Below are 26,510 nucleotides of genomic sequence, written 5' to 3' on the forward strand. Positions count from 1 at the left end.
ATTCGAGAAAGAACTGTTGCGCTGGTGCAACGATAGAAAATCAAACTTTGCTGTCGTTGCAATCCTGCGACAGCGCTTAGCGGCCCATCATGGTCTGGCGCGGCTAGCCATCCAGCGTCGATAGCGACGGGTGCTCAGTAGGTCGATTACCTGCTGCGTCAACAATGCCCAGACGGGTGACACTGTGGGGCAGGGCTGGCCTCCTTGGCTCAGCTTGCGCAACTGGTATTTGACGCGCGCCATATTGGCCAGCGATGCCAGAACCTTGTTGTTCCAGCTAATTGGCGGTAGCTGTGGCGCACTGCTGATGCCTTGCTGCCAGTCACGCGGCAGGTTCGGATTGATGGTCAGGGCTGTACCGATACCGACTGTCTCAATGCCACTGGCTAACACTTCTTCAGCAACCGGGGCGCGGCGTATACCGCCGGTAACCATCAAGGGCAGGCGCGTTACGTCGCGAATCTCGCGGGCGAACTCCAGAAAATAGGCCTCACGTGCCAGCGTGCGGCCATCGCGTGCCTGGCCTTGCATGGCTGGTGCCTCGTAGCTGCCGCCAGAAAGCTCGATCAGATCCACGCCCAGCCCATCGAGTAGGCGCACTACGTGTTGTGCGTCTTCGACGCTGAAACCGCCACGCTGGAAGTCCGCCGAATTGAGTTTGACTGCTACGGCGAAGTCCGCTGAGACCTCGGCGCGTACCGCCTTGACGACCTCCAGTAGCAGGCGTGCGCGATTTTCCAGTGAGCCACCCCATTGGTCGTTGCGGCGGTTGCTCAGCGGTGAGAGAAACTGGCTGAGCAAGTAACCGTGCGCGGCGTGTATCTGTACGCCAGTGAAACCGGCTTGTTCGGCCAGGCAAGCGGTGCGGGTGAAGCGTTCTATCACTTCTTGAATGACTGCAGGGGGCATTTGCTGAGCCGTGGCGAAACGCTTGGACAGATTGCCCAACTCCAGTGCCACGGCCGATGGCGCCCAGGTCGGTTGGCCCATGCCTGCTTGCATTTGTCGACCAGGGTGGTTGATTTGCAGCCAGAATTGCGCGCCATTGGCACGCCCGATACGGGCCCATTGAGCGAAGCGCGGCAGATGTGTCTCGTCTTCCAGTACAACACCACCTGGTCCTGTCATCGCGCGTCTGTCGATCATCACGTTACCGCTGATCAACAGGCCGACACCGCCTTCGGACCACGTGCGGTAAAGGCGCAGCAGACGCTCGGACGGAGCATGGTCAGCATCGGCCATGTTCTCCTCCATCGCAGCTTTGGCGATACGGTTGGGCAGAACCGAGCCATTGGGAAGGGTTAGAGGATCGAATAGAGGCATGGGTGCTTGCTCGGGCTGAGATGGCGTGACTGTAAGTAGCAGAGACGTCACTTTAATCGCCATCTCGGCTCACGCAACAGTGGCGCCGCTCGGGGCATGAGTGGTCGGGTGCTATTGGTGGCAGCGGCTATGATTGTTGGTTAGTCCAGAACTCCAGGCGTAACGCGTGAAGCCTTCGATACTCTTTCTAGCGCTGCTGTGTCTGATATCTGGCGCTCTGGTCAGGGCAGAACCCTATCAAGTCGTCACGGAAGAGTGGGCGCCTTACAACTATCAGGTCAATGGTCAGCTCACCGGCATGGCGACAGACATCGTGCGGGCGATCATGGCGCTCACCGGGGATGCCTTCGAGATCGCTCTGGTGCCGAGCATGCGCGCCTCTTATGCAGTGCAGAATCACTCCCGAACCATCATGTACTCGATGTTCCGCACGCCCGAGCGTGAGTCACTGTACAAATGGGTGGGCCCCATTGCGCAGGAGTCGATCCACCCCTACCAGTTGGCGGCTGTGGCGCGGCCAATCACTTCTCTGGAGCAGTTGCTGCATGCCCCGCGCATCACCACGCGTCATGCGGGCCTGGTGCCGAGCATGCTCGAATCACTGGGCTTTAATAACCTCGACAAAAGCGCAGGCGAGAGCCATCAGCTCTATCGCATGCTCTTGGCGGGTCGTACGGAGGTGATTATTGGCGATACCGATGCCGGGGTGGCGTATTACAGCCGCTTGCTGAACATCGCGCCGGGTACTTTGCGGCAAGTACCTATCGAGTTGTATCGCTCGTCGCTGTATATCGCCTTCAGCCAGGATAGCGACGATGCCGTGGTGGCTGCTTGGGCTGATGCCCTAGACCAGCTTCAGCGCTCGGGGGAGCTGGCGCGCATCCAGCAGCGTTACGAGCGGGGCGATGCTCAGTGATAGAGGGCAGATGCACACAAGGAGCCTGGCGGCGCGTCAATGCTCGTGATGATGAATCGTAGCGCTGCCGTGCATACAATGGGCGCCTGAATCTTCCAGGCCATGCGTATGGCTGCATCGAACGAGGAAAACGCCCATGGCCTCCCCAGACAAACAGAAGAAACGTGCCCAACGGGCCAAGACCAAGGCCAGGCAGAACCGCATGGGTAAGGCCAAACCGCAGGCCAAGGTGGTGCATCCGATCCTGGCCAATCCATTCATCGATGAGCCGTTCGATGATGTCGAGATCGATCTCTCCACCTTCGACTTCAAGGACATCGAGGAAAACGGCTTCGACCCCGCGCATTTCGATGACCTGTTCCAGGCCATGAAGGCCACTGAGGGCATCAGCCTACTTGGCCTATGCCTGGTGTTCCTGCAGTACCCGGTACTGGAACTGGTGGTGGCCGAGGAATCGCAGGAGGCCGCGATGGATTTCATGATGGGCCTCTTGATCGTCTATCGCGCGATCTTCCACGAGGAAGACGAGGACGCGGCCATGGCCTGGATCAGCAGTGATGCATTCCAGAACGCCTATAACGAAGCCTCGGACATCCTGCTGAAGAAGAACGCCCGAGGTTGAACAAAACAAGCCGCGCAGTGGTGCGCGGCTTGTTGGTATTCAGCGTTTGGCGATGATGTACACCGCATGAACGATCCCTGGGATGTAGCCCAGTAGCGTCAGCAGAATGTTCAGCCAGAACGCCCCGGCAAAGCCGACCTGCAGAAAGACGCCCAGAGGCGGCAGAAGGATGGCTATTAGAATTCGGATCAGATCCATGGGGATTCTCCCTGTCAGTGGCCTTTACGAGCCGTCCTGATAGTCGACCATGGCTGGTCCTGATGGGTTCCTCGGTGTTTGTTTCCTGTTAATGCTCACCTGCACGGGCAGCGCCACGCTTATCCGTAAGCTTGGGCGAATGTTTCGACGGCAGCCATCAGGCGCGACTCGTTGACGGGCATGGGATTTCTACAGTCGATGTTCCCCACCGCTAGCAGGAGAAACTGGCTGGCGGTTTGCTTCGGTGCTGTACAGCGTGGCGAGCACGACAGAGCCCTTTCCAGGTAGCGCTGATAGGGGAGGTAGCGTTGCTGCCAGTGTACCGACGGTGTGCGGTTGGAATGCAGCGCTATTTGGCTGAGCGCTTTAGTGGCTGGATGCTCAGTGTGCCGTAGCAGTTCATGCGCAACGCGTTCCAGGCAAACGCGTAGTTCCTCATGCACCAGAGTTGGCAGTTTCGGTACAGGCAACTGTTCCAGCCAGTAGCTATTGACCTCCTGAAAGAGCTGCTCTTTGTCTGTGAAGTGTGCGTAAAGGGTTGCCTTGGTGGTACCGGCTGAGTCGGAGATGGCTTGCATGTTGGCCAGCTCGAAGCTGCTGGTCGCGAATGCATCGCTTGCTGCGAGTAGCATTTCGCGCCGACGAATTTGTCGGCGCAGATCTTTTGCGGCAGGCCTTTGCACCTCAAGGCTCCCAGTGCCGGAACAGTAGGCTGGCATTGACGCCGCCGAAGCCAAAACCATTCGACAATGCGTAGCGTATCGGCATCTGCCGTGCGTGCTGGGCGACCAGATCAAGGCCCTCAGCCGCCTCGTCCGGGTTGCTGAGGTTCAGGGTCGCCGGGACGATTTGGTCACGCAGGGCCAGTACGGTGAAGATTGCTTCGACGCCACCGGCAGCGCCAAGCAGGTGCCCGGTACTGGATTTGGTCGAGGTGATCGCTACGCCCGAGCCTGTGCCGAATACCGAGCGAATGGCGGCCAGCTCGCCTTGATCGCCCACGGGCGTGGAGGTGGCGTGGGCGTTGATGTGCTGTACGTCGCCTGGGGCTACGCCTGCCTGGTCCAAGGCAAGCTGCATGGCACGTCGCGCGCCGTCGCCGTTCTCGGGGCCAGCGGTGAGGTGGTAGGCATCGGCGCTGGTGCCATAGCCGACCAGCTCAGCTAATGGCTGCGCGCCACGGGCCAGAGCATGCGCTAGCGATTCGATGACCAGCAGGCCAGCACCCTCGGCCATGACGAAGCCGTCGCGGTCACGGTCGAATGGGCGAGAGGCTTGCTGAGGATGCTCATTGAATGCCGTGGAAAGGGCGCGAGCGGCGGCGAAGCTGCCAAGGGTGACGCGGTGGATAGCGGCTTCTGTGCCACCGCACAGGGCGACATCCGCTTCCCCGTTGCGAATCATCCGGGCGGCATCACCAATGGCCTGTGCACCTGCTGCGCAGGCGGTGATCGGAGCGCCGAGCGGCCCTCTGAAACCATGGCGGATGGATACTTGACCGGCTGCCATGTTGGCCAGGAACGACGGTGCGGTAAACGGTGAAAGACGGCGCGGGCCGCGTTCGTCTGTGGTATGCACAGCCTCGGCAATGGCGCCGAAACCGCCGACACCAGACGCGATGACGGTGGCCGTGCGCTGACGCTGGGCCTCGTCCGTGGGGTGCCAGCCTGCTTGCTGCAGGGCTTCCTCGGCGGCCACCAAGGCGAACTCGATGAAGCGATCCATCTTCTTGCGCTCTTTAGCGGGGATGACCCGCTCCGGGTCGAAACCGCCCTGCGGATCTTCTGCTACATCGGGCACACGACCGCCAACTGCGCAGCCGGTGCCATCACTCAGCGCCTCAGGCAGCGTACGAATGCCTGATTGGCCGGCCAGCAGGCGTGACCAAACCGTTTCACTGCCACAGCCCAAGGGGCTGACCATTCCCATTCCGGTGACGACGATGCGTACACGGTGATCTTGATGCATTGTGCTGCCTCGATTTTGGAACGATGAATAAGGTGTTTGCTCAGCCGAGGCCGAAGGTCTTGCGCAGGCCCGAGTCGACAGGGCCTGCGGGCATGAAACGGCGTAGCTTTCGCAGCAGTGACGCTTCGCCCTTGGGTGTGTGGCGCATTTTCCAGGTGCCCAAGGCTGCCTCGACGATGGTGGCGGCTACACCATCAGGTGCTGGGGCTTTCTTGACATTTAGCTGGATGGCTTGGGAGACCACGTTGCGTTCGCTGTCATAGGCGGCGATAAGCGAGGCAGCCAGCGGCGCATTAACATCCAGATTGGTCTTGGTGAAGGAGGGCTCAACCAGAGCAACGCGAATGCCGAAGCGGCGTACTTCGTGGTCCAGGGTTTCGGACATCCCTTCTACGGCATGTTTGGATGCTGAGTAGAGGCCCATGTAGGGGGCGGGAAGAAACCCCAGCACTGAACTGACGTTGACGATGCGCCCGGCGCCTTGTTTACGCATATGCGGCAAGACGGCCTGAGTCACGCGGAGCATGCCCCAGAGGTTAGTGTCGAACAGTGCCTGAGCTTCGGTTATCGAGGTTTCTTCCGTTGCTCCCAGGAGGGTGCCCCCGGCACTGTTGACTAGCACATCGATGCGCTGTGCTTCGTTGATGATGCTCTGGATGGCTTGGCGCACCGAGGCATCATCGCGGATGTCCATTTCCACGAGTTCGACGCCAGTGATGGGCTGGGCCTGGGCCAGGTTGCGCACGCTGCCGAATACTCGGCAGCCGCGTTTGGCAAATTGCTCGGCAGCCATCCGGCCGATACCCGATGACACACCGGTTATGATTACAACGCTTGTGTTGGACATTGCAGTTCCTCTTGGTCGTGGGGCATGCCAGCTCAAGCGGGCTGCGCATGGCGTTGTGGTGCCGGGTTATTGGGGCGGATACCGAACCAGATGGCGTACATGGCCGGCAGGAACACCAGGGTCAGTACCGTGCCGGCGAACGTGCCGCCAATCAGGGTGTAGGCGAGCGTGCCCCAGAACACTGAGTGGGTCAGTGGGATAAAGGCCAGGATGGCTGCCAGGGCGGTGAGCAGTACCGGTCTGGTGCGTTGCACGGTGGCTTCGACCACTGCGTTGAATGGGTCGAGACCAGCCTGCTCGTTATGGCGGATCTGTCCTATCAAGATCAGCGTGTTGCGCATCAAGATCCCCGAGAGCGCGATCAGCCCTACCAGCGCGTTGATGCCGAATGGCTGCTGAAACAGGATCAGTGTCGGCACCACGCCGATCAGCCCCAGTGGGCTGGTGAGAAAGACCATGATCATCGCGGAGATGGAGCGCACCTGCAGAATAATGATGATCAGCGTGAAGGCCAGCATGATGGGGAATAACGGCAGCATGGCCTGGCTCGCCTTGCCTGATTCCTCGATGGAGCCTGCTTCGGCGATGCGGTAGCCGCTCGGCAGTTGCGCCATGAGCGGCTGCAATTGCTGGGTGATGAGCGTCGAGACATCGGGCGGCTGCAAGCCTTCAGCAATATCGCCACGCACGGTGATGGTCGGCACGCGATCACGCCAACGCATGATTGGTTCTTCCATGCGTACCTCCACCGTACCGACCTGCGACAGCGGAATGCGCTGGCCATTGGCCCCCGCCAGGGTGAAATCCATGATGCGGCTCGGGTCGAGGCGGATATCGCCGGCGGCGCGGGCCATTACCTGCACCGTGCGGATGTCCTCGCGTACGGCGGTGACGGGCACGCCGCTGAGCAGAAACTGCAGTTGCTGGGCGACAGCGCTGGAGGTCAGCCCCACCGCTTGCAGGCGATCTTGCAGCAAGTTGAAGTGCAGCGTAGGAACGCGGGTGCCCCAGTCGCTGTTGACAGTACGCATCAGTGGGCTGGCATCCATCACTTGCTGTACCTGGGCGGCGATTTCCCGCAGCTTGTCAGGATCGGGCCCACTGACCCGGTAAGCCACCGGATACGGCGAGTAAGGGCCGAACACCAGTTGGCTGACGCGCACCTGCGCTTCGCTGGCCAGCCCTTCGGCAATCGCCTGGCGCAGGCGATGTTTCAGGGCCTCGCGCTCCTCCTGATTGTCGGTGCGTACGACAATCTTGGCGAAGGACGGATCAGGCAACTCCGGGCCCATGGCCATAAAGAAACGTGGTGCACCCTGGCCGATATAGGCCGTGACGATGCGGGCTTCTTCTTGCTGGGCCAGCCACGCCTCGACTTTCTCGGTGGCCGCGCTGGTTTGGGTGATGGCGGTGCCATAGGGCATCTGCACTTCCACCAGCACCTCGGGGCGGTCGGAAATCGGGAAGAACTGCTTCTTGACCACGGCCATGCCGAGCACGGCTGTCACGAACAGCCCAACCACGGAACCGGCGACGAGCCATTTGAGGCCGATCACGCGGCTCAGCAAGCGGCGGAAGCTGTTGTAGCGCGGGGTGTCATAGATCGCCTCGTGGCCGCCTTCGACTTTTTGGATCTTGGGCAGCAGCTTGACGCCGAAGTACGGCGTGAAGATCACCGCGACCAGCCAGGAGGCGATCAGAGCAATGCCGACAATCCAGAACATATTGCTGGTGTATTCCCCCGCTGTGGAACGGGCGAAACCATTGGGCATGAAGCCGACAGCCGTGACCAGGGTGCCGGATAGCATTGGCGCGGCCGTGTGGCTCCAGGCGTAGGCAGAGGCCTGCACGCGGCTGTAGCCTTCCTCCATTTTCACCACCATCATTTCGATGGCGATGATGGCGTCGTCCACCAGCAGACCGAGCGCGAGAATCAGCGAGCCTAAGGTGATGCGGTCGAAGTTCTTGCCGCTAGCGGCCATCACCACGAAGACCATCGCCAGCGTCAGTGGCACCGCTACGGCGACCACTACGCCAACGCGCCAACCCATGCTGATGAAGCACACCAGCATGACCACCAGTAGCGCGACGAAGAACTTGATCATGAACTCGTCGACTGAGGCGCTGATGTTCACGGCCTGGTCAGTGACTTTGGACAGGCTCATGCCCAGCGGCAGCTCGGCGTTGATCGAGCCGACCTCTTCGGTCAGTGCCTTGCCCAGATCAAGCCCGTTCCAGCCTTCACGCATGATGATGCCGAGCAGCAGCGCCGGCTCGCCGCCATTGCGGATCAGAAAGGTGGCAGGATCTTCATAGCCGCGGGTAACCGTGGCGACATCCGACAGCTTCAGCGTGCGACCTTGGGCCACCACTGGCGTGTCGCGAATCTTCTGCAGCTCATCGAAGGCACCGTCCAGGCGCAGGAAGACATCCGGCCCTTGGGTTTCCACGGAGCCGGCCGGTGTCAGTACGTTTTGCTCATTGAGAGCGGCGAAAACCTCTTGCGGGCCGATGCCCAGCGTAGCCAGGCGCTCGTGAGAGAACTCGACGTAGATGCGTTCGGCCTGTTCGCCGATGATATTGACCTTCTTTACCCCCGGTACATGCAGCAGGCGCTGACGCAGCGTTTCGGCGTCGCGCACCAGCAGGCGTTGTGGCTCACCTTTGGCCTTGAGGGCGAACAGGGCAAAGGTGACATCGGAGTATTCATCATTGACCAGCGGGCCGATCACGCCTGCCGGCAGTGTCTTGGCCTCGTCACTGATCTTCTTGCGCGCCTGGTAGAACTCCTCGGGCACTTCCGCAGGTGGCGTTGTATCGAGCAGGGTCAGGGTGGTGAAGGCCAAGCCTGGTCGCGTGTAGGTCTCGCTGCGGTCGTACCAGCGCAATTCCTGCAGGCGCTTTTCGAGCTTCTCGGCGACCTGATCCTGCATCTCCTGAGCGGTGGCGCCCGGCCAGGCGGTCACGATGGTCATGACCTTGACGGTAAAGCTTGGGTCTTCGGCGCGCCCGAGTTTGAAGAAGGCGATCAACCCCGCCAACGAGATCAGGCAGACCAGAAACAGGGTAACTGAACGCTCGCGCACGGCAAGCGCGGAAAGGTTGAAACGACCTTCGCTCATGGCTGGCCTTCCTCGGTTGCCGCTACGGAGGGCTGGTCGGCCAGGCGCACCTGATCGCCTTCGTGCAATAGATGAGCGCCCAATGCGACGACTTTGTCGCCGGGCTTGATCGAACCGGTGACGCGTGCGCGCTCATCACTGAGCACGGCAATGGTTACTGGCGTCCACGCCACCTGCGCGGGCTCCCCCCGGATGATCCAGACGCCTGGGCCTTGGCCCGCGTCGTACAGGGCGGCAAGCGGCACCTGCACTTCGTTTTCCTGGGCCGTTCTCTGATCGTTTATTTGAACAGTGATTGTGGTGCCCAGCGGCGCATTGGCCAGTTCGCCTTCAAGTACATAACGAGCTTCGAAGGTGCGTGTCAGTCGGTCGGCAACGTCCGAAAGCTGGCGCAGATGGGTGGTGACGCTGATGTCGTTCCTGCCAAAGAGCTTGGCCTGAGCGCTGGAGCCAACCGCCGGGCGCAGGGTCTCCGGCAACTGCACCAATGCTTCGCGCGGGCCTGCGTGGGCGACGCGCACTACAGCCTGACCGGCGCTGACTACCTGGCCTGGCTCGGCCAGGGTTTCCATGACGATGCCGTCGGCATCGGCCTGCAACTCGGCATAGCGTGTCGCGTTGTTGGCAACCTTGGCCTGGGCTTGGGCTGCACTCAGTTGCGCACGGGCTGCATCGGCTGCGGCCTTGAACTGATCGTAAGCAGACGCCGAGATCGCACCGGTGCCACGCAGAGCGCGGTAGCGTGCTTCATCATCGATTGCCTGCCGAGCGTTTGCCTGTGCGGCGGTGACGGCTTCGTGTTGGGCGCGAGCGGCGAGTTGTAGGTCAACAGGGTCAAGGCGCAACAACACTTGACCACGCTTGACCGACTGCCCGGTGTCGACTAGGCGCTGTAGCACCTTGCCTGAAACACGGAAGCCCAGATCACTCTGAACCCTGGCGGCGACGATACCCGTGAAAGCGCGTGATGCAGGTGTTGCCGACTCAATGGTGGCGACGCGCACCAATGGTGCGCCTGTGCGCGGATCCGAAGGGGGCTGATCGCCACAGGCGACCAGCGCAAACGGCATCACGCCGACAAGGGTTAACAAAAAGAGGTTGCGCCGACGCATGAGGAACCCGTTGCGAAATCATGTAGGGGACCTCACTTTGATTCTAGTGACCAATTTAGTCAATAGTCACTTATCAAGGTGACAGGCTGCGCAACACCAGGCTGGACAGCAGGGCCGGCGCTTCATCGGTGGTTTCGAGCCCGTACTGGAGCAGCAGCGGGTTGAAATAGGGGCGCATGATCAGGTGGATCGCGCGGGTGGTTTCGTCCAGGGGCGTCTTGCGCTCGAAGTCGCCGCTCTGTCGGCCCTGCTGCAGGATCTCGCGAAGGGTCTGCTCGATGAAGTCTTCGTAGAGCAGGGTTGCCGGCCAGCGCCCGGAGGCGGCTGAGGCGGCGATTTCGTAGAGTTTGCGATCTTGGAAGAACAGCCGCAGGCAGGCTTCCACCAGCGCCTTGAGCATGCGCCGCAGCTTCTCCGGCGGGCTGTCCACTTCATCGATGGCGGCTTTTACCTCGGTCTGTATCTGCTGTAGGCAGTTCGAGCAGATCACCTCGCCGATGGCCTGTTTGGACTCGAAGAACTTGTAGATATAGGCCTTGGAGAAACCGATGCTCTTGGCCAGATCGGATACGGTGGTCTTTTCGTAGCCGTAGAGACGGAAGTGCTCGGTCGCTGCCGTTACGATCTGGTCGCGAACCTCGTGATCTACCGGGCCACGCGCTGCAACTTTGGGGGAGGGGGTCTTGTTCATGAGGCATAGCCTACAGAGCGGCAGGGTGATAGACAATTGGTGACCAAAATGTATTATGGTCACATTTTGTGCAGTCTCCTCCCTTGCCCAGGAAGAACATCCCATGCCCTCAAAGCGACTCCTCGTTGTACTGATCAGCACCGGCCTGGTGGCAGGCTGCGCGGTTGGCCCTCATTATGAGCGTCCTGAGTTTTCGCTGTCTGAAGGCTATCTAGGTCAGCCCGCTGTTGATGGCCGGTCAGCCCGCACTAAGGCGGATCTGATTGACTGGTGGGTTGGCTTTGGCGATCCGCAGTTAACCCGACTCGTGACGTTGGCTCTGGAGCAGAATCTCGATCTTGAACAGGCCGCGGCGCGTATTGAGCAAGCCCGTGCTGGTCTGGGGGCGGCCAATGCTGCATTGCTGCCCTCGGGCTCCATCAGTGGCCAGGGCGGCAGGGCCTATCAGTCGGTCGAGACGCCACTGGGACAGGTGCTCAATTCCACGCCCGGCTTCGATCGCTACGGCAATAGTTATGAAGCCAATCTCGGCGCCAGTTGGGAGTTGGATGTTTTTGGTGGTCTGCGTCGTGACCGTGAGGCCGCCATTGCGCAATACCAGGCCTCTGAGGCAGGCGCAGTGGCCACGCGGCTGGCGGTGGCGGCCCAGACCGCCGATCTGTACATCACCATCCGTGGGCTGCAAACCCGCATTGAGGTTGCACGAAAACAGGTGAAGACGCAGGAAGACCTGTTGGCGACTATCCAGTTGCTGCAGGGCCAAGGGCTGGCGGCCGAGCTTCAGGTACATCAGACCGCAGGTGCACTGGCTCTGGTGCGGGCGTCCGTGCCGGTGCTGGAAACCGGTCTGGATACGGCGTTCAATGCGCTTGATGTGATGCTGGGCGCGCAGCCCGGCACGCACCGTTCTGAGCTGGTTGAGGCTGTAGGCATTCCGCTCGCTCCGCAAATTGCCGCCACCGGCGAGCCCGGTGATCTGCTGAGGCGTCGGCCGGATTTGATCGTGGCTGAGCGCCGTTTGGCGGCCTCGAACGCACGCATCGGCGCCGCCATTGCCGAGTATTACCCCAAGTTTTCTCTCAGCGGGTTGATTGGCAGCGCCACGTCAGTGTCTGACGGCAATCTGTTCAGCAGTGGTGCTAGCCAGATGAGTGGCGTGCTTGGGCTGCGTTGGCGGTTGTTCGACTTTGGCCGTATCAATGCACAAATTGACCTGGCCAAGGGGCAGGAGGCTGAGAACCTGGCGGCCTACCGCTTGGCGGTACTGCATGCGACCGAGGATGTGGAAAACGCCTTCTCGGCGCTGGTCAAGCGTGAGGAGCAAACCTATCTGCTTGAGCAGGGTGTGGATTCGCTCAGTCGCGCGCGCCAGGCCTCGTTCGCGGCGTACCAGCAGGGCGCTGTCAGCCTGATCGAGGTCTTGCAGGCCGATGAAAACTTATTGCAGGCCTCCGATGCTAAAGCTCAGGCGCAAACCGCGTCAGCTCGTGCCGCAGTGGCGGCGTTCCGGGCGCTGGGTGGTGGTTGGAAGGCGCCCGAGGCACTTGCGGCCAAGTGATTGCAGGCGCGTCAGGGGTTCGATCAGGTGCTTACCCAGCGCTGCCGTGCCCAGCCGCTCAACGCATCGACCGCCAGCACTAACAGCAACATGGCGAGTATCACGGTCGCGGCCTGGGCTTCCTGGAACAGGCTGAGGCTCATGTAGAGCATCTGCCCGAGGCCGCCGGCACCGACGAAACCGAGCACGCTGGCCATGCGGATATTGTTCTCCCAGCGGTACAGCGTGTAAGCGACTAGCTGTGGCCAGACGCCCGGTAGGGTGCCGTAACAGAAGGCGACGATACGCCCGCCACCGTTTTCGCGGATGGCGGTGGCAGGTGCGTGCGGGGTGTTTTCCAGTGCTTCGGCGAACAGGCGGCCAAGCACGCCTGCGGTGTGCAGGGCTAGGGCCAGGGTGCCGGCATTAGGGCCGAGGCCGGCAGCCAGCACCACCAGCGCAGCCCACACCAGTTCGGGAATGGCGCGCAGGGCATTGAGCAACAGTCGCGCGGTGTGCTGCGCGAGGCCGCCGAAACGCCCAGCGGCTGGCAGCGCCAATACCAGGCCGAGCAGGGCTGCCAACAGTGTGCCAATGGCGGACATCGCCAGGGTTTCCAGCGCGCCACGGCCAATGGCCTGCAGGTGTGCTGCGGAAAAGTCCGGCTGCAGGAAGCCGCTGGCGTATTTGCCCATCTGCCCCAGGCTGTCACCGGCGACCAGCGCGCCGAGGTCGATGCCCAGGTAGAGAAACGATGCGCTCACTGCGCCGAGCATGACGCCGAGCAGGATCAGATTGCCGACTTTCATAGCAGCCTCGCGCGTAGCAGGCGGCTGAGTTGGTCGGCCAGCAGCACCAGCAAGAGGAAGGTGAGCAGCATGCTGGCCACCTCACCCCCGGCGAACATCCGCAGCGACAGGTCGATCTGCTGACCCAGGCCGCCCGCGCCGACGAAGCCCATCACCACCGAGGCGCGGATGGCGCACTCCCAGCGGTACACGGTATAGGACAGCATCTCTGTGGCGGCATTGGGCAGCACGCCATAGGCGAACGCATTCAGGCGACTGCTGCCCGCACCGAGCAGAGCGCGGGCTGGGCGGGTATCGACCGATTCGAAAATTTCTGCGTAGACCTTGCCGAGCATGCCGCCATAGGTAATGGCGATGGCCAGCACGCCGGCAGTTGGGCCAAGGCCGACGGCGCGGACGAACAGCAGCGCCCAGACGATCTCCGGCACGCTGCGCAGGACGATCAATAGGCTGCGTACTGGCCAGCGTGCCAGGCTCGCCCACCAGGCCGGTCGCCCTCCACGGTGCGCGGCTGACAGCGACAGTGCGCGGCTGGCTAGCAGCGAGGTGGGAACGGCAATTAGCAGCGCCAAGCTCATGCCTGCGGTGGCGATGGCCAGAGTTTCCAGGGTGGCGCGGCCAAGCAGGGCGAGAAATTCGCCATCATGCGCGGGCGGCCAGAAACCGGTGAGGAAGTTACCCATGGCGCGGGTGTTGTCGCCATCCACTAGTACGGCCAGATCCAGCTCGCTGAGGCTGACTCCCGGCCACAACAGCAGCAGCGCCAGTACGCTGATGAGCAGCCGTGGCAGGGCGGCGGGGTCGCGTGGGGCAGTGCTCAGCATCGCGGGATATGCACAGGCTGTGTGGGCGGGCTGGGCAAGGGCTGCAATTGCTCGTTGGCGTACAGCGCCTGCAATTGCTCGGGCTGCACCTCGTTGCTCGGCAGATCGAAGGCGATACGTCCGTCACGAAGGCCGATCACTCGGGGAAAGTGCGCCAGGGCCAGGTCAACGGCATGCAGGCTGGCGAGCAGGGTCATGTTGCGTGCGGCGGCCTCGCGGTTAAGCACGGCCAGGGTGTGTCCGGCCAGCACCGGATCCATGGCTGAGACGGGTTCGTCCGCGAGGATCAACTCCGGCGCCTGGTACAGCACGCGGGCGATGCCGACGCGCTGCAACTGGCCACCGGAAAGCTGGTCGCAGCGCTGGTAGAGCTGCTCGCTAATGTCCAGACGCGCTAGGGCCGCTTGCGCGCCGCTGGCATCCAGCGGATGCAGCAGGTTGAGCAAGCCCTTGGCCAGAGACCACTGGCCGAGTTTGCCTGCCAGCACGGCGGTGACCACGCGTTGGCGCGGCGGCAGCGGCGGCGCCTGGTGGATCAGGCCGATGCGCGCGCGCAAGCGCTGGCGCTGGCGGCTGGTTAGGTGCCAGGGGTTGTATTGCAGCAGTTCGATTGCGCCTTGCGTGGGCTGCAGGCTGGTGGCCAGCAGCCGCAGCAGAGTGGTTTTACCAGCGCCTGAAGGGCCGATGATCGCCACCCGTTCGCCAGGGGCGATGTGCAGGTCGACGTTATCGAGCGCGACTTTGCCGTTGGCGTGGGCCAGGCCCACGCCACGCAGGGTGATGCTCACTTGAGCAGGCCAGCAGCGCGAGCGGCCTCTTCTATACCGGTGTAGTTTTCCGGCTGGGTCTCGATAAAGCGGCTGGCGGCCTGCAGGTCGAGAATCGCCTTGTGCTCCGGCTTGGCCGGGTCGAGGGCGAGGAAGGCGGCCTTGATCTTCGCTTGCAGCGCCGGGTCGAGGCTACCGCGCACCGTCCAGTTGTAGTCGTAGTAGGTCGGTGTGGTGGCGAAGACCTTGACCTTGTCGGTATCGACTTTCTTGGCGTCGACCAGCTTCTGCCACACCGAAGCATTGAGTACGCCTGCGTCGGCCTTGCCGGCTTGCACCCAGGCAGCGGTGGCGTCGTGGGCGCCGGAGTAGGCTACGCGGCTGAAAAAGTCTTCCGGCTTGATGCCGTCTTGCAACATGAAGTAGCGCGGCATCAGGCTACCAGAGGTCGACGACACCGAGCCGAAGGCGAAGGTCTTGCCCTTGAGATCTTGCAGCGATTTCACCGCTGGGTCGGAGGTGATGAACTTGCTGGTGAACTCGGCATCCTGCTCGCGCTGTACCAGCGGCACGGCGTTGCCGGTTTTCAGACGCGCCTGGACGAAGGTGAAACCGCCCAGCCAGGCCATGTCGATGCGGTCAGCGGCCAGCGCTTCGACCACGGCGGCGTAGTCGGCCACCGGCACGAACTCTACCTTCATACCCAGCTCTTGCTGCAGATAGGCACCGAGTGGTTTGAACTTGCGCAGCAGCTCGGTGGGGGCTTCATCGGGGATGGCCGAAACCTTGAGCACGTCGGCGGCGTGCGTGAATGTTGCAGATACGGACAGGGCGAGGCCGGCGGCGAGCGCCAGGGTTTTCTTGAACATGTCGGATTCTCCGGTTCAATAGCGGGGAAGGCGTGCCGAGTATAGTGGCCCGTCGAGGCGCTTGCAGCCGTGCTTTGACGCTGGGGTTAAGATGCTGCACTTGACCCCGCATCTGGAGCTATTCGATGACTGCCACGTTGCCCGCCCTGGCGTTTGCCGGGATCGGCCTGATGGGCCTGCCGATGACCCGCCGCCTGCTTGCCGCAGGCTATCCGCTGAGCGTCTGGAATCGCTCACCAGACAAGTGCGCGCCGCTGCTGGCGCAGGGCGCACATCAGGTCGAGAGCCCTAGTGAGCTGTGCCGCGACGCCAGTGTGGTGATGTTGTGTTTGGCCAATACCGAGGTGGTGCGCGAGGTGGTGTTCGGCCCCGGCGGCATCGTCGAGGCCGCGCGCCCCGGCCAATTGCTGGTGGACTTCTCCAGCCTGGAGCCAGCCGCCACCCGTGCGATGGCCGCTGAGCTGGAGGCGCGTACCGGCATGCGTTGGGTCGATGCGCCGGTGTCTGGCGGCACGCCCGGCGCCGAAGCTGGCACCCTGGCGATCATGGCTGGCGGGCGTGACGAGGATGTCGAGCGTGTGCGACCGATTCTCGCGCACCTGGGCCAGCGCCTGACGCGCATGGGCGCTGTGGGCGCCGGGCAGGTGACCAAGGTGTGCAATCAGATGATCGTGGCCTGCAACGCGCTGGTGATCGCCGAAGTAGTAGCGCTGGCTGAGCGCTCTGGGGTCGATGCCCGTTTGATCGCGCCAGCCTTGGCCGGTGGTTTTGCCGATAGCAAACCGCTGCAGATTCTCGCCCCGCAGATGGCGGCCAGCCAATTCGAGCCGATCAAATGGCATGTGCGAACCTTGCTCAAGGATCTCGATACGGCGGTGAAACTGGCGCGTGAGGAGGGCGCTGCTACGCCTATGAGCGGTTTGGCTGCACAACTGATGCGCCTGCATGGTAGCCAGGGCAATCTGGAGCACGATCCTGCCACGCTGGTAGATATGCTACGCGAGCAATGCCCATGAAGATCGCCGCCAACCTGTCGATGCTGTTTACCGAGTTGCCGTTGCGCGAACGGGTGTTAGCGGCGATGCGTGCTGGATTCGAGGGTGTCGAGATCCAGTTCCCTTATGAGCTGCCAGCCATCACGTTGAAAGAAGTGCTGGCGCTGAGCGGCTTGCCGCTGGTGCTGATCAATGTGCCAGCGGGTGATCTGATGAGCGGTGGGCCAGGTCTGGCCAGTGTGCCGACGCGCCAGGCTGATTTCGACGCGGCCTTGCAGCAAGCGCTGAGCTACGCGGCCATGGTGCGCCCAGCATGCGTCAACGTGCTGCCCGGTCGTCTGGCTGAGGGCGTGAGCCGCGAGCAGGCACTGGCTTGCCTGGCCGCCAACCTGCACAAGAGCGCCGAGGCCTTCGCCGTGCTGGGCATTGGCGTGCTGGTGGAGGCAATCAACCCCATCGATATGCCGGGCTTTCTGATCAATACGCCGGAGCATCTGGATGAGCTGTTGCGGGCGGTGAATCACCCTAACCTGGCGGCGCAATACGACCTCTACCACATGGCGCGCCAGGAGCTGGACGTGGCGGCGGGAATGCGTCTGCTGGCGGGGCGCATTGGCCACGTGCAGTTCGCCGATGTGCCAGGGCGTGGCGCGCCGGGTAGCGGCGAGCTGGCCTTTGCGCCGCTGTTGATGGCGTTGCGTGATAGCGGTTACGGCGGCTGGTTGGGTGCCGAGTACAAGCCGGGAGAGCAGGGCACCCAGGCGAGCCTGGGCTGGTTGCCGTCGTTCAGGCTTGCGGCCAACGTGTGAAAAGTGTCGGTCTGGGGCGCGGCTAAAGCCCCTCCCACACTATCGATGCCGCTTTGTAGGAGCCGCTTTAGCGGCGAGCTTTTGGGTGTGGCGACGGCGCTAGAACCTTGCGGCGACACGCTCCAGTGGTCGCTCATGGGGCTGAAACTGGTTGATCAGCTCGTCCAGCGGTACCGGCTTGCTGAACAGGTAGCCCTGCACCTGATCACAGCCGTGCTCCTGCAGGAAGCTCAGTTGCTGTGTCGATTCAACACCTTCTGCGACCACCTTCAGGTGTAGGGCGTGAGCCATGGCGATGATGGCGTGGACGATTTCTCGATCCTGGCTGGAGTGAGCGATGTCTTGAATGAACGAGCGATCGATCTTCAGGGTGTTCAGCGGCAGGCGTCGCAGGTAGGCGAGGGAGGAGTAACCGGTGCCGAAGTCGTCAATCGATAAGCTCACACCGAGCGCGCGAATGCCTTCGAGCAAGTCAATGGCACGGTTGATGTTGCTCAGCAGAGCGCTTTCGGTGACTTCCAACTCCAGGCGTTGGGCTGGACAGTGTGTTTCGTTGAGAATTTGCTCAACGCGCCCGGGGAGCAGGTCGTTGCTCAGATTCAGCGCCGAGCAGTTTACGGCCACTCTGAGCTCCGCATAGCCCTTTTCCGAGAGGTAGCGCAGGTCGTAGCAGGCCTGGGTCAGCACCCAGTCGTCTAGTTGGGCAATGAATCCATTGGCCTCGGCAATGGCAATGAAGCGGTCGGGCGTCAGCAGGCCGTGATGGGGGTGCTTCCAGCGCACCAGCGCTTCCAGTTTGGCCAGCTCGCCGGTGCGCAGATCGATGATCGGCTGGTAGTAGAGCAGCAGGCCACTGCCTTGTTGCAGTGACTGGCGCAGATCTTCTTCGAGTTGTAGCTCGAAAGAGGCCTTCTGCCGCAGGTGTGGGTTGAAGAAATGCACCACGTTGCGACCGCTGCCTTTGGACTGATACAGGGCCAAGTCGGCGTGTTTGAGCAGTTCGTCGGCGCTACTACCGTCCTGGGGGAACAGGCTGATGCCTATGCTGGTGGTCATCACCATCTTGCGTCCGGCCAGCATGATGGGTTCTTTCATCTGCTCCAGCAGGCGTAGGGCCAGGAGTCGTGGGGCGGTGTGGCTGTCGAGGCTGGCCACCACACAGAACTCGTCACCGCCGAAGCGGGCAACGATGTCACGCTCGCGCAGGGCGCTACGGATACGCTGGGCGACCACGCGCAGTAGCTCGTCGCCAGCATCGTGGCCGAGGGTGTCGTTGATACGTTTGAAGTGATCCATGTCCAGAAACATTACCGCCAGGCTACGTCCGGTGATGGCGTGTTCTTCTAGGGCTGCGGCGAACACCCGGTTGAAACCGCGACGGTTGAGCAGTTCGGTGAGCGGGTCGAAATGCGCCGCCTGTTCCAGCGATGCACGGGCGTGATCGAGTTGTACCAGCAGGGCGTTGACGCGCTGCAGGTCGCGCTCCTTATCGTCCAGCTTGCGACCGATCCAGGCTGCGGCAAGGCTCAGGCTGAGGATCAGCAGCGTGGTTGTGGCGACGATCAGCACCAATTGCACGCTGTTATCAGCGCTGCGCAATTGCAGCTCGGTGCTTTCGGGCACGACCAGATACAGCGCGGCCATACCGGTGTAGTGCATGGAGGTGATGGCCGCGCCCATCACCAGTGCGGCGGAGTATTTGAGCGACTTCTGGCGGCGTAGCGAGCCATAGCGGAAGTACTGGGTTAGCAGCAGGGCGGCGAAACTGGCCGAGATGGCGATGGCGATGGAGAGCGCGAACAGCCCGCCGTGGTAGTAGGCCTGTGCTGGAGAGCGGATGGCTGCCATGCCGCTGTAGTGCATGGCGGCGATACCGCTACCGATGATGAATGCTGCCAGTAGCTGCCGCGTTAGGCTCGGTCGTGGCTGGGCCATACAGTAGAGCGCCAGCAACGCGGCGGCCAGGGCTACCAGAAGCGAGAGTAGGGTGGTGGCGAGATCGTAATGAATGGCCACGGGTGCCTGAAAGGCCAGCATGCCGATGAAGTGCATCGACCAGATACCGCCGGCCAGGCATAGCGCACCGACCAGTACCCAGGTTATACGCATGCTGTGGCGCTGTTCGTGGTCGAGCTGCTTGGCGATATTCAGCGTGCTCAGGCTGCCAGCGGTGGCAATCACGTAGGAGAGCAACACCAGCCAGGGGTCGTGGCGGCAGTCGAGCAGCAATTGGCCCTGTGCGGGCAAGCTCCCGAGAAAATGGATCGAAAATCCTTCCATCGTCACCTCGTCTTGCCGAGATTCTGGGCGTGTCAGTGCCCGAGAATATGGCCGATGCAGGCGCCGCGCGAAAAACGCAGTAGGTGACGGGGATGCCTGGGAGCTGTAGTGCGATTGCAGCCATTATGCGGATGTACGGTACTACTCACGTATCTTCAATGCTCGACCGTGAAACTCGTCTACTCCTTATATGCTGCCAGCGCAGTGGTAATTCCCGTCATGCCTTGCCGCTAAGCGATTCGCGCGGTTATCGGCCATCAACTCATCAGTTATGCGCTGCATTGGCGATGTGCCATGCGCTGCTCTATTGGTTCTAGCACGTAAATCTGCAGTCTGCTTGCTAGCCACATGTTTGGCTGTGTTGCGCCATCGCTCGACATCAGCGTAGCGAATGTTCGCAGACACGCCAGGGCAAGGGCTCTAGGCTCTGTACGCAAAGCGCTGGGTACGAAGTTGCTTGAAGCATGCATCACGTCGCAGCCGTACTGATGTGGCGTTAGTGAACATTTCGATGCGATTTCACCTTCAGGATCATCGAGCCTAGGTGCTTTCGTATACAGCCTAGATTGCAATTCCCGGTATTTCGCTGGCGCTACCGGGCGACGGCATCACGAAGCCCGGCGCAGATAACAACAAGAGATGAGTTGCCATGCAGACCAATCAGCAAGCTGCAAACGCTTGGCGCATTCTGTTTCTGCTTTTTCTCGCCAACCTGTTCAATTTCTTCGATCGCACCATCCCGGCCATCATCATCGAACCGATACGCATGGAATGGGGCCTGAGTGACCTGCAACTGGGGTTGATCGGTACCGCATTCACCATCGTGTATGCAGTCGCTGGTGTACCTCTAGGGCGTATGGCCGATACCGGTTCCAGGCGCAAGATCATGGGCTGGGGGCTGGCTGCGTGGAGTGGTTTGACCGCCCTCAATGGCCTGGCCTGGAATTACTGGAGCTTCCTGCTTATCCGCATGGGTATTGGCATCGGTGAGGCCAGTTATGCCCCAGCAGCCAATTCGCTGATCGGCGATCTCTTCCCCGCCCACAAACGGGCTCGGGCTATGGGGGTCTTCATGCTCGGGCTGCCGTTGGGTCTGTTGTTGGCCTTCTTCACCATCGGTGCCATGGTGCAGGCGTTTGACAGTTGGCGTGCGCCCTTTGTGATCGCTGCGGTGCCCGGGCTGATTCTGGCGGTGTTCCTGTTCTTTATCCGCGAACCTGCGCGTGGTGCGGCCGAGAGCCGCCCGGTCAGCGATGCACCGGTAGACAAGCCGATGCGTAAGGTGCTGGCGATTCGCACCTTCTGGTGGCTGGTGCTGGCAGGGCTGGCGTTTAACTTTGCCACCTACGCCTGTAATTCCTTCCTGGTGCCAATGCTGCAGCGGTATTACGGGCTGACACTGCACAACGCGGCGATGGCGACTGGGGTGATTGTCGGTCTGACCGGGTTGGTCGGCCTAACGCTGGGCGGTTGGGTCGCAGACAAGGTGCATCAGCGCTGGGCCAATGGGCGCTTGCTGTTCGCGGCTCTGAGCATGCTGATCGGCGGTGTTTGCACGGGTTGGGCACTGCTCGCCGGGCGGCTCGATACGGCAGTGTTCGTGGCGGTGTTCAGTGTGGGCTGGCTGTTTGCCTACAACTTCTATACCTGCGTGTATACGGCCATTCAGGACGTCATCGAACCGCGTCTGCGTGCTACGGCGATGGCGCTGTACTTTGCCGGTCTCTACCTGTTGGGCGGTGGCCTTGGCCCATTAGCTGTGGGCTGGTTGTCGGATCATTACGCCAAGGCCGCGATGCATGCCGCCGGTGCTAGCGAAATGACTGAGGCTTTCAAAGCTGTTGGCCTGCATGATGCGATGCTGTTGATCCCAGTCGCTCTGTTGCTCACTCTGCTGGCCTTGCTGCAGGCGGCGCGTTGCTTCCAGGCCGATGCTTTGCGTATGCGTGGTGAGGTTGAGCAGGCTGTACCGACTGAAGGCGCAACACTGCTCGATTGAGGCGTATGGCCTGAACGCGGGGCTGCGTTCAGGCCGCTCGGAGTCAACCGTGCTTCAGGGGACCAGCAGGATCTTGCCGTCGCGCTCGCCGCTGGCTGCAGCGGCTATGGCTTCCTTGATGTGAGCCAGATCATAAGTAGCCGCTATGCGGGTTTTGAGCTTGCCGCTGGCGATCAGTTGCACCAACTCGCCGAACACCTTCATTTGTTCAGCTTGACTGGCTTGTTGAAACCACTTAGCCAGCCAGAACCCGCGCAGCGTTATGTCGCGAAATACAAACGACGCCGGTGATACTTGGCAGGCTTGGCCGCTCATCATGCCGTAGTTGACCAATATGCCACCGTTGCTCATGGAGGCTGCCAAGTGCTCGGTGCTGACACCGCCGACAGCATCAATGCCCAGGCGCACATCGGCGCCGCCGGTGGCTTCACGCACACGTTTGGCCAGGTCCGGGCCATCAACCAGTACCACGTCGCCCCCTTCGGCTTGCACGGCAGCAATGGCTGACTCGCGGCGCACTACGTTGATAGTCTTGAATCCGCGCAGCTTGGCCAGTTGTACCAGGTAGCTGCCAACGCCCGAATTAGCGGCGTTCTGGATCACCCAGTCACCGGGCTTGAGGTCGACAAACTCGCTCAGCAGCAGCGAGGCGGTTGGCGGGTTGACGGTGAGCATCGCCAGTTGCTGCGGATCGGCGTCGGGTAATGGAATGAGCTTATCCGCCGGTGCGTTCATGGCGCTGACCCAAGTACCGCTGCCGGCCGGCAGTAGAACGGTCTGGCCGACTTTGAGATGGCTGACGCCTTCGCCCAGTGCTTCGACGCGGCCAACACCCTCATTGCCGCCAACGGCCGGCAGTGGCGGCAGAATGCCGTAGGCGCCGGTCAGGGTGAGGACATCGGAAGGGTTGATCGAGGCGGCCAGTACCTTCACACGAACCTGACCAGCAGCGGGCTCGCTGAGTGTCAGTTCGACCGCTTCGATCACGTCTTGCGGAACGGGGCCACGTTTTTGGTATTCAGCTTTGAGCATGGTGTTTTCCTGGCAGTAGCGAATGTGTCGAGCCAGTCTAGCCGCTGAGGTGCAAAGCGGAATGAATCACCTTGCATCCAATCTGGTGATTAAGGCGCAGAGCCGACTATGCTCAGTCCAAATGATGGTTCGGAGGCAACATGTATAGATGGTGGTGGGGAGTACTCCTGTCGTTGTGGGCCTTAGCGGCATCTGCGGAGCAACTGAATGTCGGCTTTGGCAGTAACAAGCCACCTTATGTGTTCGAAGGAGAGCCGCGCGGGCTAGAGTACGAGCTGGTAGGCCGGGCGGCGCAGAATGCCGGGTTCGAGGTCGTGGCTTACTACATGCCGATGGAACGGCTGCATTTGATGCTCAGGCGCGGTGAGATCGACGCCATTACCACCACCAATCAAAACAGTGGTGTCAGCGCGTACTACTCGGACGTTTATATTTATTACCGTAACTTCGCCGTGGCTTTGGCCGAGCGGGCCTATCGCATCGATACCATTGCCGATCTCGGTCGCCATTCGATCAGCACCTTCCAGAGGGCACGCCAGCTCATGGGGCCTGAGTTCGAGCGCATGGCGTCGAGTAATCCGCAATATCGAGAAGAGGCTCAGCAGATCAACCGTAACCGCTTGCTGTACAGCGGGCGTGTCGACGTGGTGGTTGGCGATGAGCGCATCATTCGCTATTTCAATAAGCTCGTGGCCGACCAGGTCGACGTGACTCAACCCTTGACGTGGTACGAGCTTTTCCCACCGACACCCTATCGCGTCGGTTTTCGCCTCGACAGCCAACGTCTGCGATTCAATGCAGGTCTTCATCAACTGCGGGAAAGTGGTGAGTACGAGCGAATCATTCAGCGTTACCTGAGCGACTGAAACCTGGCGAAACCTTTAGGCGGCTGCCTCTTCGTTTGCGTTGTAGCACCCTATGCGCCGGTTTTATCCGTGCAGGAGCCACCTAGATGCCGCGTCCCATCCCTTTCATCTGCTTGGCGCTGTTTGCTCTGTTTGGCATCTCGCCTGCTTGGGCGCAAGAGCAGCGCATGGCCACTGAACTAGGTTCATTGCAGGTACAGACCGTAGCCGAAGGGCTGGTCTACCCCTGGGCCGTGGCATTTCTACCGGATGATCAGGGATATCTGGTCAGCGAAAGGCCTGGCCAGCTACGCCGTGTGAGTGCCGAGGGTGAGCTGTCGGCGCCTCTGCCTGGCGTTCCGCAGGTCTATGCTTCGGGGCAGGGCGGGCTGCTCGATGTCGTGCTGTCTCCGTCATTTAGTGAGGATCGACTTGTCTACCTGTCGTACGCCGAGGCTGGCGATGGTGCGGCAGGCACTGCGGTTGGGCGCGGTCGTTTGTCGGCCAGTGCCGATGCACTGGAAGATTTTCAGGTGATCTTCCGTCAGCAGCCCAAGCTTTCCACTGGCGCGCATTTCGGCTCGCGTTTGGTATTTGATCGCAACGGCCATCTGTTCATTGCCCTGGGCGACAATAACCAGCGTCCTACGGCGCAGGATCTCGACAAGCTTCAGGGCAAGCTCGTGCGTATTTACCCCGATGGTCGTATCCCCGAGGACAATCCTTTCGTTGGTCAGAATGGTGCGCGTCCGGAAATCTGGTCCTACGGTCACCGTAATCAGCAGGGCGCAGCCCTAAATCCCTGGACAGGCGCGCTGTGGACGCATGAACACGGCCCACGCGGTGGTGATGAGGTCAATATTCCCCAAGCTGGCAAGAACTATGGCTGGCCGCTGGCCACGCATGGCATCAACTATTCGATGCTGCCGATTCCCGAGGCCAAAGGGGAGACCGTCGAGGGTACAGAGCCGCCATACCATGTCTGGGAGAAATCACCGGCGATCAGTGGTATGGCGTTTTACGATGCTGAGCGTTTCCCGGCTTGGCAGCGTAGCGTGTTCATTGGTGCGTTGGCTGGTCAGGCGCTGATTCGCTTGCAGCTCGACGGTGATCGCGTGGTACACGAAGAGCGCCTGCTGCAATCGCTTAGCACACGGCTGCGCGATGTACGGCAGGGGCCGGACGGCTATCTCTACGTGTTGACGGACTCGCCCAATGGACAATTACTGCGCCTAGGGCTGGCGCAGTAGAGCGTGTTACTTGCGGCTGATGGTGATTTGCCGAGTGCCGCCAGTCTGCTGACCGCTGACGCCCTTGGCGATCTGCTGAATTTCGCCGCCATCACTGATGAAGGCGGCGATCTGCGCCTCCAGCGATTCACGGGTGGCCACTGCCGGTTCGGGTTTGCTGGCTTTGCTGGAAGAGGATTTGACGCGCAGGGTAGCCATGAGCTTTCTCTTGTCTTTTCAGTGAGCGGCCGTCCATTGTGCCTGAATGGGCGCGTTTCTGCTCGCACGATTGCCTCGCTCGTGCCGTGCAGAGCCTCTATGCGGACTAGAAAAACCTGTCTGCTCAGCCAGTTGGCAGTCACCTGACCGGCTGTCGAATAACGTCCAGGGCCGCCCGATAATGGCTCAACTGGTTTAGAATGCTCGGCTGTTTTGGTGAGGTGAAACGCGATGGCCTTGATTGGGCGGATGAATTCTTTGCAGGTGGTCAAACACACCGACTTCGGGCTGTACCTCGATGGCGGCGCCGATGGCGAAATCCTCCTGCCCAAACGCTACATCCCCAAGGACACGCCCAGCGAAGTCGAAGACTGGCTCAACGTGTTCATCTACTTCGACAGCGAAGACAAGCTGATCGCTACCACGCAAAAGCCGAAGATCCAGCTCGGCGAATTCGCCAGCCTCAAGGTCGTCGACATCAACCGCATTGGCCTGTTTCTCGATTGGGGGTTGGCCAAGGATCTGTTACTGCCGCACTCCGAGGAAAAGCGTCCGCTGCAGCTTGGCGACTATTGCGTGGTCTACCTCTATCTGGACAAGCGCACCCGCCGCCTAACCGCCACCGCACGCCTGGATCGCTACCTTGATCAGACACCGGCGCCATACCAGGCCGGTCAGGAAGTCGACCTGCTGGTTGCTGAGCGTACCGACCTGGGCTTCAAGGCCATCATCAACGGCAAGCACTGGGGCCTGATCCACAAGAATGAACTGTTCAAGTTCGTGCGTAGTGGCATGCGCGAGAAGGGCTACATCAAGGAAATGCGTACCGACGGCAAGATCAGCCTCAGCCTGCAGCCTATCGGCCGCGAGGCCGCCACCGGCCTGACCGAGCAGATCCTTGAGCGCCTGCGTGAGCAGGGCGGCGTGTTGGCCCTGAGCGACAAAAGCCCGCCAGAAGCGATCACCGAGCAGTTCCGGGTCAGTAAGGGCAACTTCAAAAAAGCTATCGGCGGCCTCTATAAAGACGGGCGAATTCGTATACACGACGACCGAATCGAACTACTCGGTGACTGATCGCTCGCTTGAGTCCCGCGGTGCCAACTCGCATAATGCGCGGGTCTTCTTGCCGGTGTAGCTCAGTTGGTAGAGCAGCGCATTCGTAATGCGAAGGTCGCAGGTTCGACTCCTGTTTCCGGCACCACAAAAAATCAAAGGGTTAGCTTCGGCTAGCCCTTTGTTTTTTCAGCAGGTGTCCCACAAGTGTCCCATTCTTGTCTCAGCAGGGAGAGGGGCGAATGAGTCAGCACCGTTGAGAAGTGATCAGGCGCCAGGTGCGAATAACGCATGGTCATCTTGATGTCGCCGTGGCCGAGGCCCGTCAGCCTTGGCCAAGAGCACGGCCATCAGCGATCGTCGCCGATGGCAGACCGTGGCGACCGACACCAGAACCAAGACCAGGGTGGAAGACCTGTCCGCGCTGCTGGCGGCATACCCTGA

The 26,510-nt window shown here is 61.2% G+C and carries 24 protein-coding genes and 1 tRNA gene; 10 read left to right on the forward strand and 15 right to left on the reverse strand.

The annotated features are described in order from the left end of the window. Positions 1–87: 87 nt before the first annotated feature. The gene (locus AERO9A_RS14555; RefSeq protein ID WP_159972670.1) at positions 88–1,323 is read right to left on the reverse strand and encodes an NADH:flavin oxidoreductase/NADH oxidase family protein; all 1,236 of its coding nucleotides are present in this window, start codon (positions 1,321–1,323) and stop codon (positions 88–90) included. A gap of 166 nt (positions 1,324–1,489) precedes the next feature. On the opposite strand from AERO9A_RS14555, the gene AERO9A_RS14560 reads away from it, so the two are divergent. Both AERO9A_RS14560 and AERO9A_RS14565 read left to right on the forward strand, forming a co-directional pair. Continuing rightward, complete coding sequence (locus tag AERO9A_RS14560) at positions 1,490–2,239, forward strand: ABC transporter substrate-binding protein (protein WP_159972671.1); 750 nt, start codon at positions 1,490–1,492, stop codon at positions 2,237–2,239. 136 nt (positions 2,240–2,375) lie between these two features. Beyond that, the gene (locus AERO9A_RS14565) at positions 2,376–2,861 is read left to right on the forward strand and encodes a hypothetical protein (RefSeq protein ID WP_159972672.1); all 486 of its coding nucleotides are present in this window, start codon (positions 2,376–2,378) and stop codon (positions 2,859–2,861) included. Between the two features lie 39 nt (positions 2,862–2,900). Here the strand turns inward: AERO9A_RS14565 and AERO9A_RS14570 are convergent, their stop codons facing one another. The 7 genes from AERO9A_RS14570 to AERO9A_RS14600 all read right to left on the reverse strand — a co-directional run bounded on the left by AERO9A_RS14570 (position 2,901) and on the right by AERO9A_RS14600 (position 10,799). Beyond that, complete coding sequence (locus tag AERO9A_RS14570) at positions 2,901–3,059, reverse strand: YqaE/Pmp3 family membrane protein (protein ID WP_003450258.1); 159 nt, start codon at positions 3,057–3,059, stop codon at positions 2,901–2,903. 119 nt (positions 3,060–3,178) lie between these two features. Beyond that, positions 3,179–3,691 (reverse strand): TetR/AcrR family transcriptional regulator, encoded by a 513-nt coding sequence (locus tag AERO9A_RS14575; protein WP_159972673.1) that lies wholly within the window; start codon positions 3,689–3,691, stop codon positions 3,179–3,181. A gap of 52 nt (positions 3,692–3,743) precedes the next feature. Continuing rightward, positions 3,744–5,027: a beta-ketoacyl-ACP synthase II gene (gene fabF, locus AERO9A_RS14580; RefSeq protein WP_159972674.1), complete on the reverse strand. Its 1,284-nt coding sequence runs from the start codon at positions 5,025–5,027 to the stop codon at positions 3,744–3,746. A gap of 40 nt (positions 5,028–5,067) precedes the next feature. Next, entirely contained in the window at positions 5,068–5,874 is an 807-nt protein-coding gene (locus tag AERO9A_RS14585) for an oxidoreductase (protein WP_159972675.1), read from the reverse strand. Positions 5,875–5,906: 32 nt separating this feature from the next. Further along, positions 5,907–8,996, reverse strand: a complete 3,090-nt coding sequence (locus AERO9A_RS14590; RefSeq protein ID WP_159972676.1) for an efflux RND transporter permease subunit — start codon at positions 8,994–8,996, stop codon at positions 5,907–5,909. Further along, a complete protein-coding gene (locus AERO9A_RS14595) occupies positions 8,993–10,108 on the reverse strand; it encodes an efflux RND transporter periplasmic adaptor subunit (protein WP_159972677.1) in 1,116 nt (371 codons plus the stop codon). The genes AERO9A_RS14590 and AERO9A_RS14595 overlap by 4 nt, the downstream gene beginning before the upstream one ends. Before the next feature lie 73 nt (positions 10,109–10,181). After that, entirely contained in the window at positions 10,182–10,799 is a 618-nt protein-coding gene (locus AERO9A_RS14600) for a TetR/AcrR family transcriptional regulator (RefSeq protein WP_159972678.1), read from the reverse strand. A 103-nt stretch (positions 10,800–10,902) separates the two neighbouring features. Between AERO9A_RS14600 and AERO9A_RS14605 the strand changes: the two genes are divergently transcribed. Continuing rightward, the gene (locus tag AERO9A_RS14605; protein WP_159972679.1) at positions 10,903–12,357 is read left to right on the forward strand and encodes an efflux transporter outer membrane subunit; all 1,455 of its coding nucleotides are present in this window, start codon (positions 10,903–10,905) and stop codon (positions 12,355–12,357) included. Positions 12,358–12,380: 23 nt separating this feature from the next. On the opposite strand, the gene phnE is transcribed toward AERO9A_RS14605, so the two are convergent. Genes phnE through AERO9A_RS14625 form a run of 4 tightly spaced genes read right to left on the reverse strand, consistent with a single transcriptional unit; the run spans position 12,381 to position 15,605 of the window. Continuing rightward, the gene (gene phnE / locus AERO9A_RS14610; protein ID WP_159972680.1) at positions 12,381–13,145 is read right to left on the reverse strand and encodes a phosphonate ABC transporter, permease protein PhnE; all 765 of its coding nucleotides are present in this window, start codon (positions 13,143–13,145) and stop codon (positions 12,381–12,383) included. Then, positions 13,142–13,969: an ABC transporter permease gene (locus AERO9A_RS14615; protein ID WP_159972681.1), complete on the reverse strand. Its 828-nt coding sequence runs from the start codon at positions 13,967–13,969 to the stop codon at positions 13,142–13,144. The genes phnE and AERO9A_RS14615 overlap by 4 nt, the downstream gene beginning before the upstream one ends. Then, positions 13,963–14,757, reverse strand: a complete 795-nt coding sequence (locus AERO9A_RS14620) for a phosphonate ABC transporter ATP-binding protein (RefSeq protein WP_159972682.1) — start codon at positions 14,755–14,757, stop codon at positions 13,963–13,965. The genes AERO9A_RS14615 and AERO9A_RS14620 overlap by 7 nt, the downstream gene beginning before the upstream one ends. After that, entirely contained in the window at positions 14,754–15,605 is an 852-nt protein-coding gene (locus tag AERO9A_RS14625) for a putative selenate ABC transporter substrate-binding protein (RefSeq protein WP_159972683.1), read from the reverse strand. Before AERO9A_RS14625 ends, AERO9A_RS14620 begins: the two co-directional genes overlap by 4 nt. A 125-nt stretch (positions 15,606–15,730) precedes the next feature. Here AERO9A_RS14625 and AERO9A_RS14630 point away from each other — a divergent pair, with 125 nt between their 5' ends. Both AERO9A_RS14630 and AERO9A_RS14635 read left to right on the forward strand, forming a co-directional pair. Continuing rightward, positions 15,731–16,621, forward strand: coding sequence for an NAD(P)-dependent oxidoreductase (locus AERO9A_RS14630; protein ID WP_159972684.1), 891 nt, complete (start codon positions 15,731–15,733; stop codon positions 16,619–16,621). Next, positions 16,618–17,409 carry a hydroxypyruvate isomerase family protein gene (locus AERO9A_RS14635; protein WP_159972685.1) on the forward strand — a complete coding sequence of 264 codons (792 nt, stop codon included), beginning with the start codon at positions 16,618–16,620 and terminating at the stop codon, positions 17,407–17,409. Before AERO9A_RS14630 ends, AERO9A_RS14635 begins: the two co-directional genes overlap by 4 nt. Positions 17,410–17,508: 99 nt before the next feature. Here AERO9A_RS14635 and AERO9A_RS14640 read toward each other — a convergent pair whose 3' ends face one another. Continuing rightward, a complete protein-coding gene (locus tag AERO9A_RS14640; RefSeq protein WP_159972686.1) occupies positions 17,509–19,689 on the reverse strand; it encodes a bifunctional diguanylate cyclase/phosphodiesterase in 2,181 nt (726 codons plus the stop codon). 649 nt (positions 19,690–20,338) lie between these two features. On the opposite strand from AERO9A_RS14640, the gene AERO9A_RS14645 reads away from it, so the two are divergent. Continuing rightward, entirely contained in the window at positions 20,339–21,688 is a 1,350-nt protein-coding gene (locus AERO9A_RS14645) for an MFS transporter (protein WP_159972687.1), read from the forward strand. A gap of 54 nt (positions 21,689–21,742) precedes the next feature. Here the strand turns inward: AERO9A_RS14645 and AERO9A_RS14650 are convergent, their stop codons facing one another. Beyond that, the gene (locus tag AERO9A_RS14650) at positions 21,743–22,720 is read right to left on the reverse strand and encodes a zinc-dependent alcohol dehydrogenase family protein (protein WP_159972688.1); all 978 of its coding nucleotides are present in this window, start codon (positions 22,718–22,720) and stop codon (positions 21,743–21,745) included. Positions 22,721–22,860: 140 nt separating this feature from the next. Here AERO9A_RS14650 and AERO9A_RS14655 point away from each other — a divergent pair, with 140 nt between their 5' ends. Next, a complete protein-coding gene (locus AERO9A_RS14655) occupies positions 22,861–23,586 on the forward strand; it encodes an ABC transporter substrate-binding protein (protein WP_159972689.1) in 726 nt (241 codons plus the stop codon). Between the two features lie 86 nt (positions 23,587–23,672). Beyond that, positions 23,673–24,815, forward strand: coding sequence for a PQQ-dependent sugar dehydrogenase (locus tag AERO9A_RS14660; RefSeq protein ID WP_159972690.1), 1,143 nt, complete (start codon positions 23,673–23,675; stop codon positions 24,813–24,815). 6 nt (positions 24,816–24,821) lie between these two features. Here AERO9A_RS14660 and AERO9A_RS14665 read toward each other — a convergent pair whose 3' ends face one another. Continuing rightward, the gene (locus AERO9A_RS14665) at positions 24,822–25,013 is read right to left on the reverse strand and encodes a hypothetical protein (RefSeq protein ID WP_159972691.1); all 192 of its coding nucleotides are present in this window, start codon (positions 25,011–25,013) and stop codon (positions 24,822–24,824) included. A 231-nt stretch (positions 25,014–25,244) separates the two neighbouring features. Here AERO9A_RS14665 and AERO9A_RS14670 point away from each other — a divergent pair, with 231 nt between their 5' ends. Together AERO9A_RS14670 and AERO9A_RS14675 are read left to right on the forward strand one after the other, a co-directional pair. Then, complete coding sequence (locus AERO9A_RS14670; RefSeq protein ID WP_159972692.1) at positions 25,245–26,087, forward strand: S1 RNA-binding domain-containing protein; 843 nt, start codon at positions 25,245–25,247, stop codon at positions 26,085–26,087. Positions 26,088–26,138: 51 nt separating this feature from the next. Beyond that, a tRNA-Thr gene (locus AERO9A_RS14675) sits at positions 26,139–26,214 on the forward strand. Positions 26,215–26,510 lie beyond the last annotated feature (296 nt).

This window comes from Pseudomonas sp. 8Z (assembly GCF_902506535.1).
Classification (GTDB): domain Bacteria; phylum Pseudomonadota; class Gammaproteobacteria; order Pseudomonadales; family Pseudomonadaceae; genus Aquipseudomonas.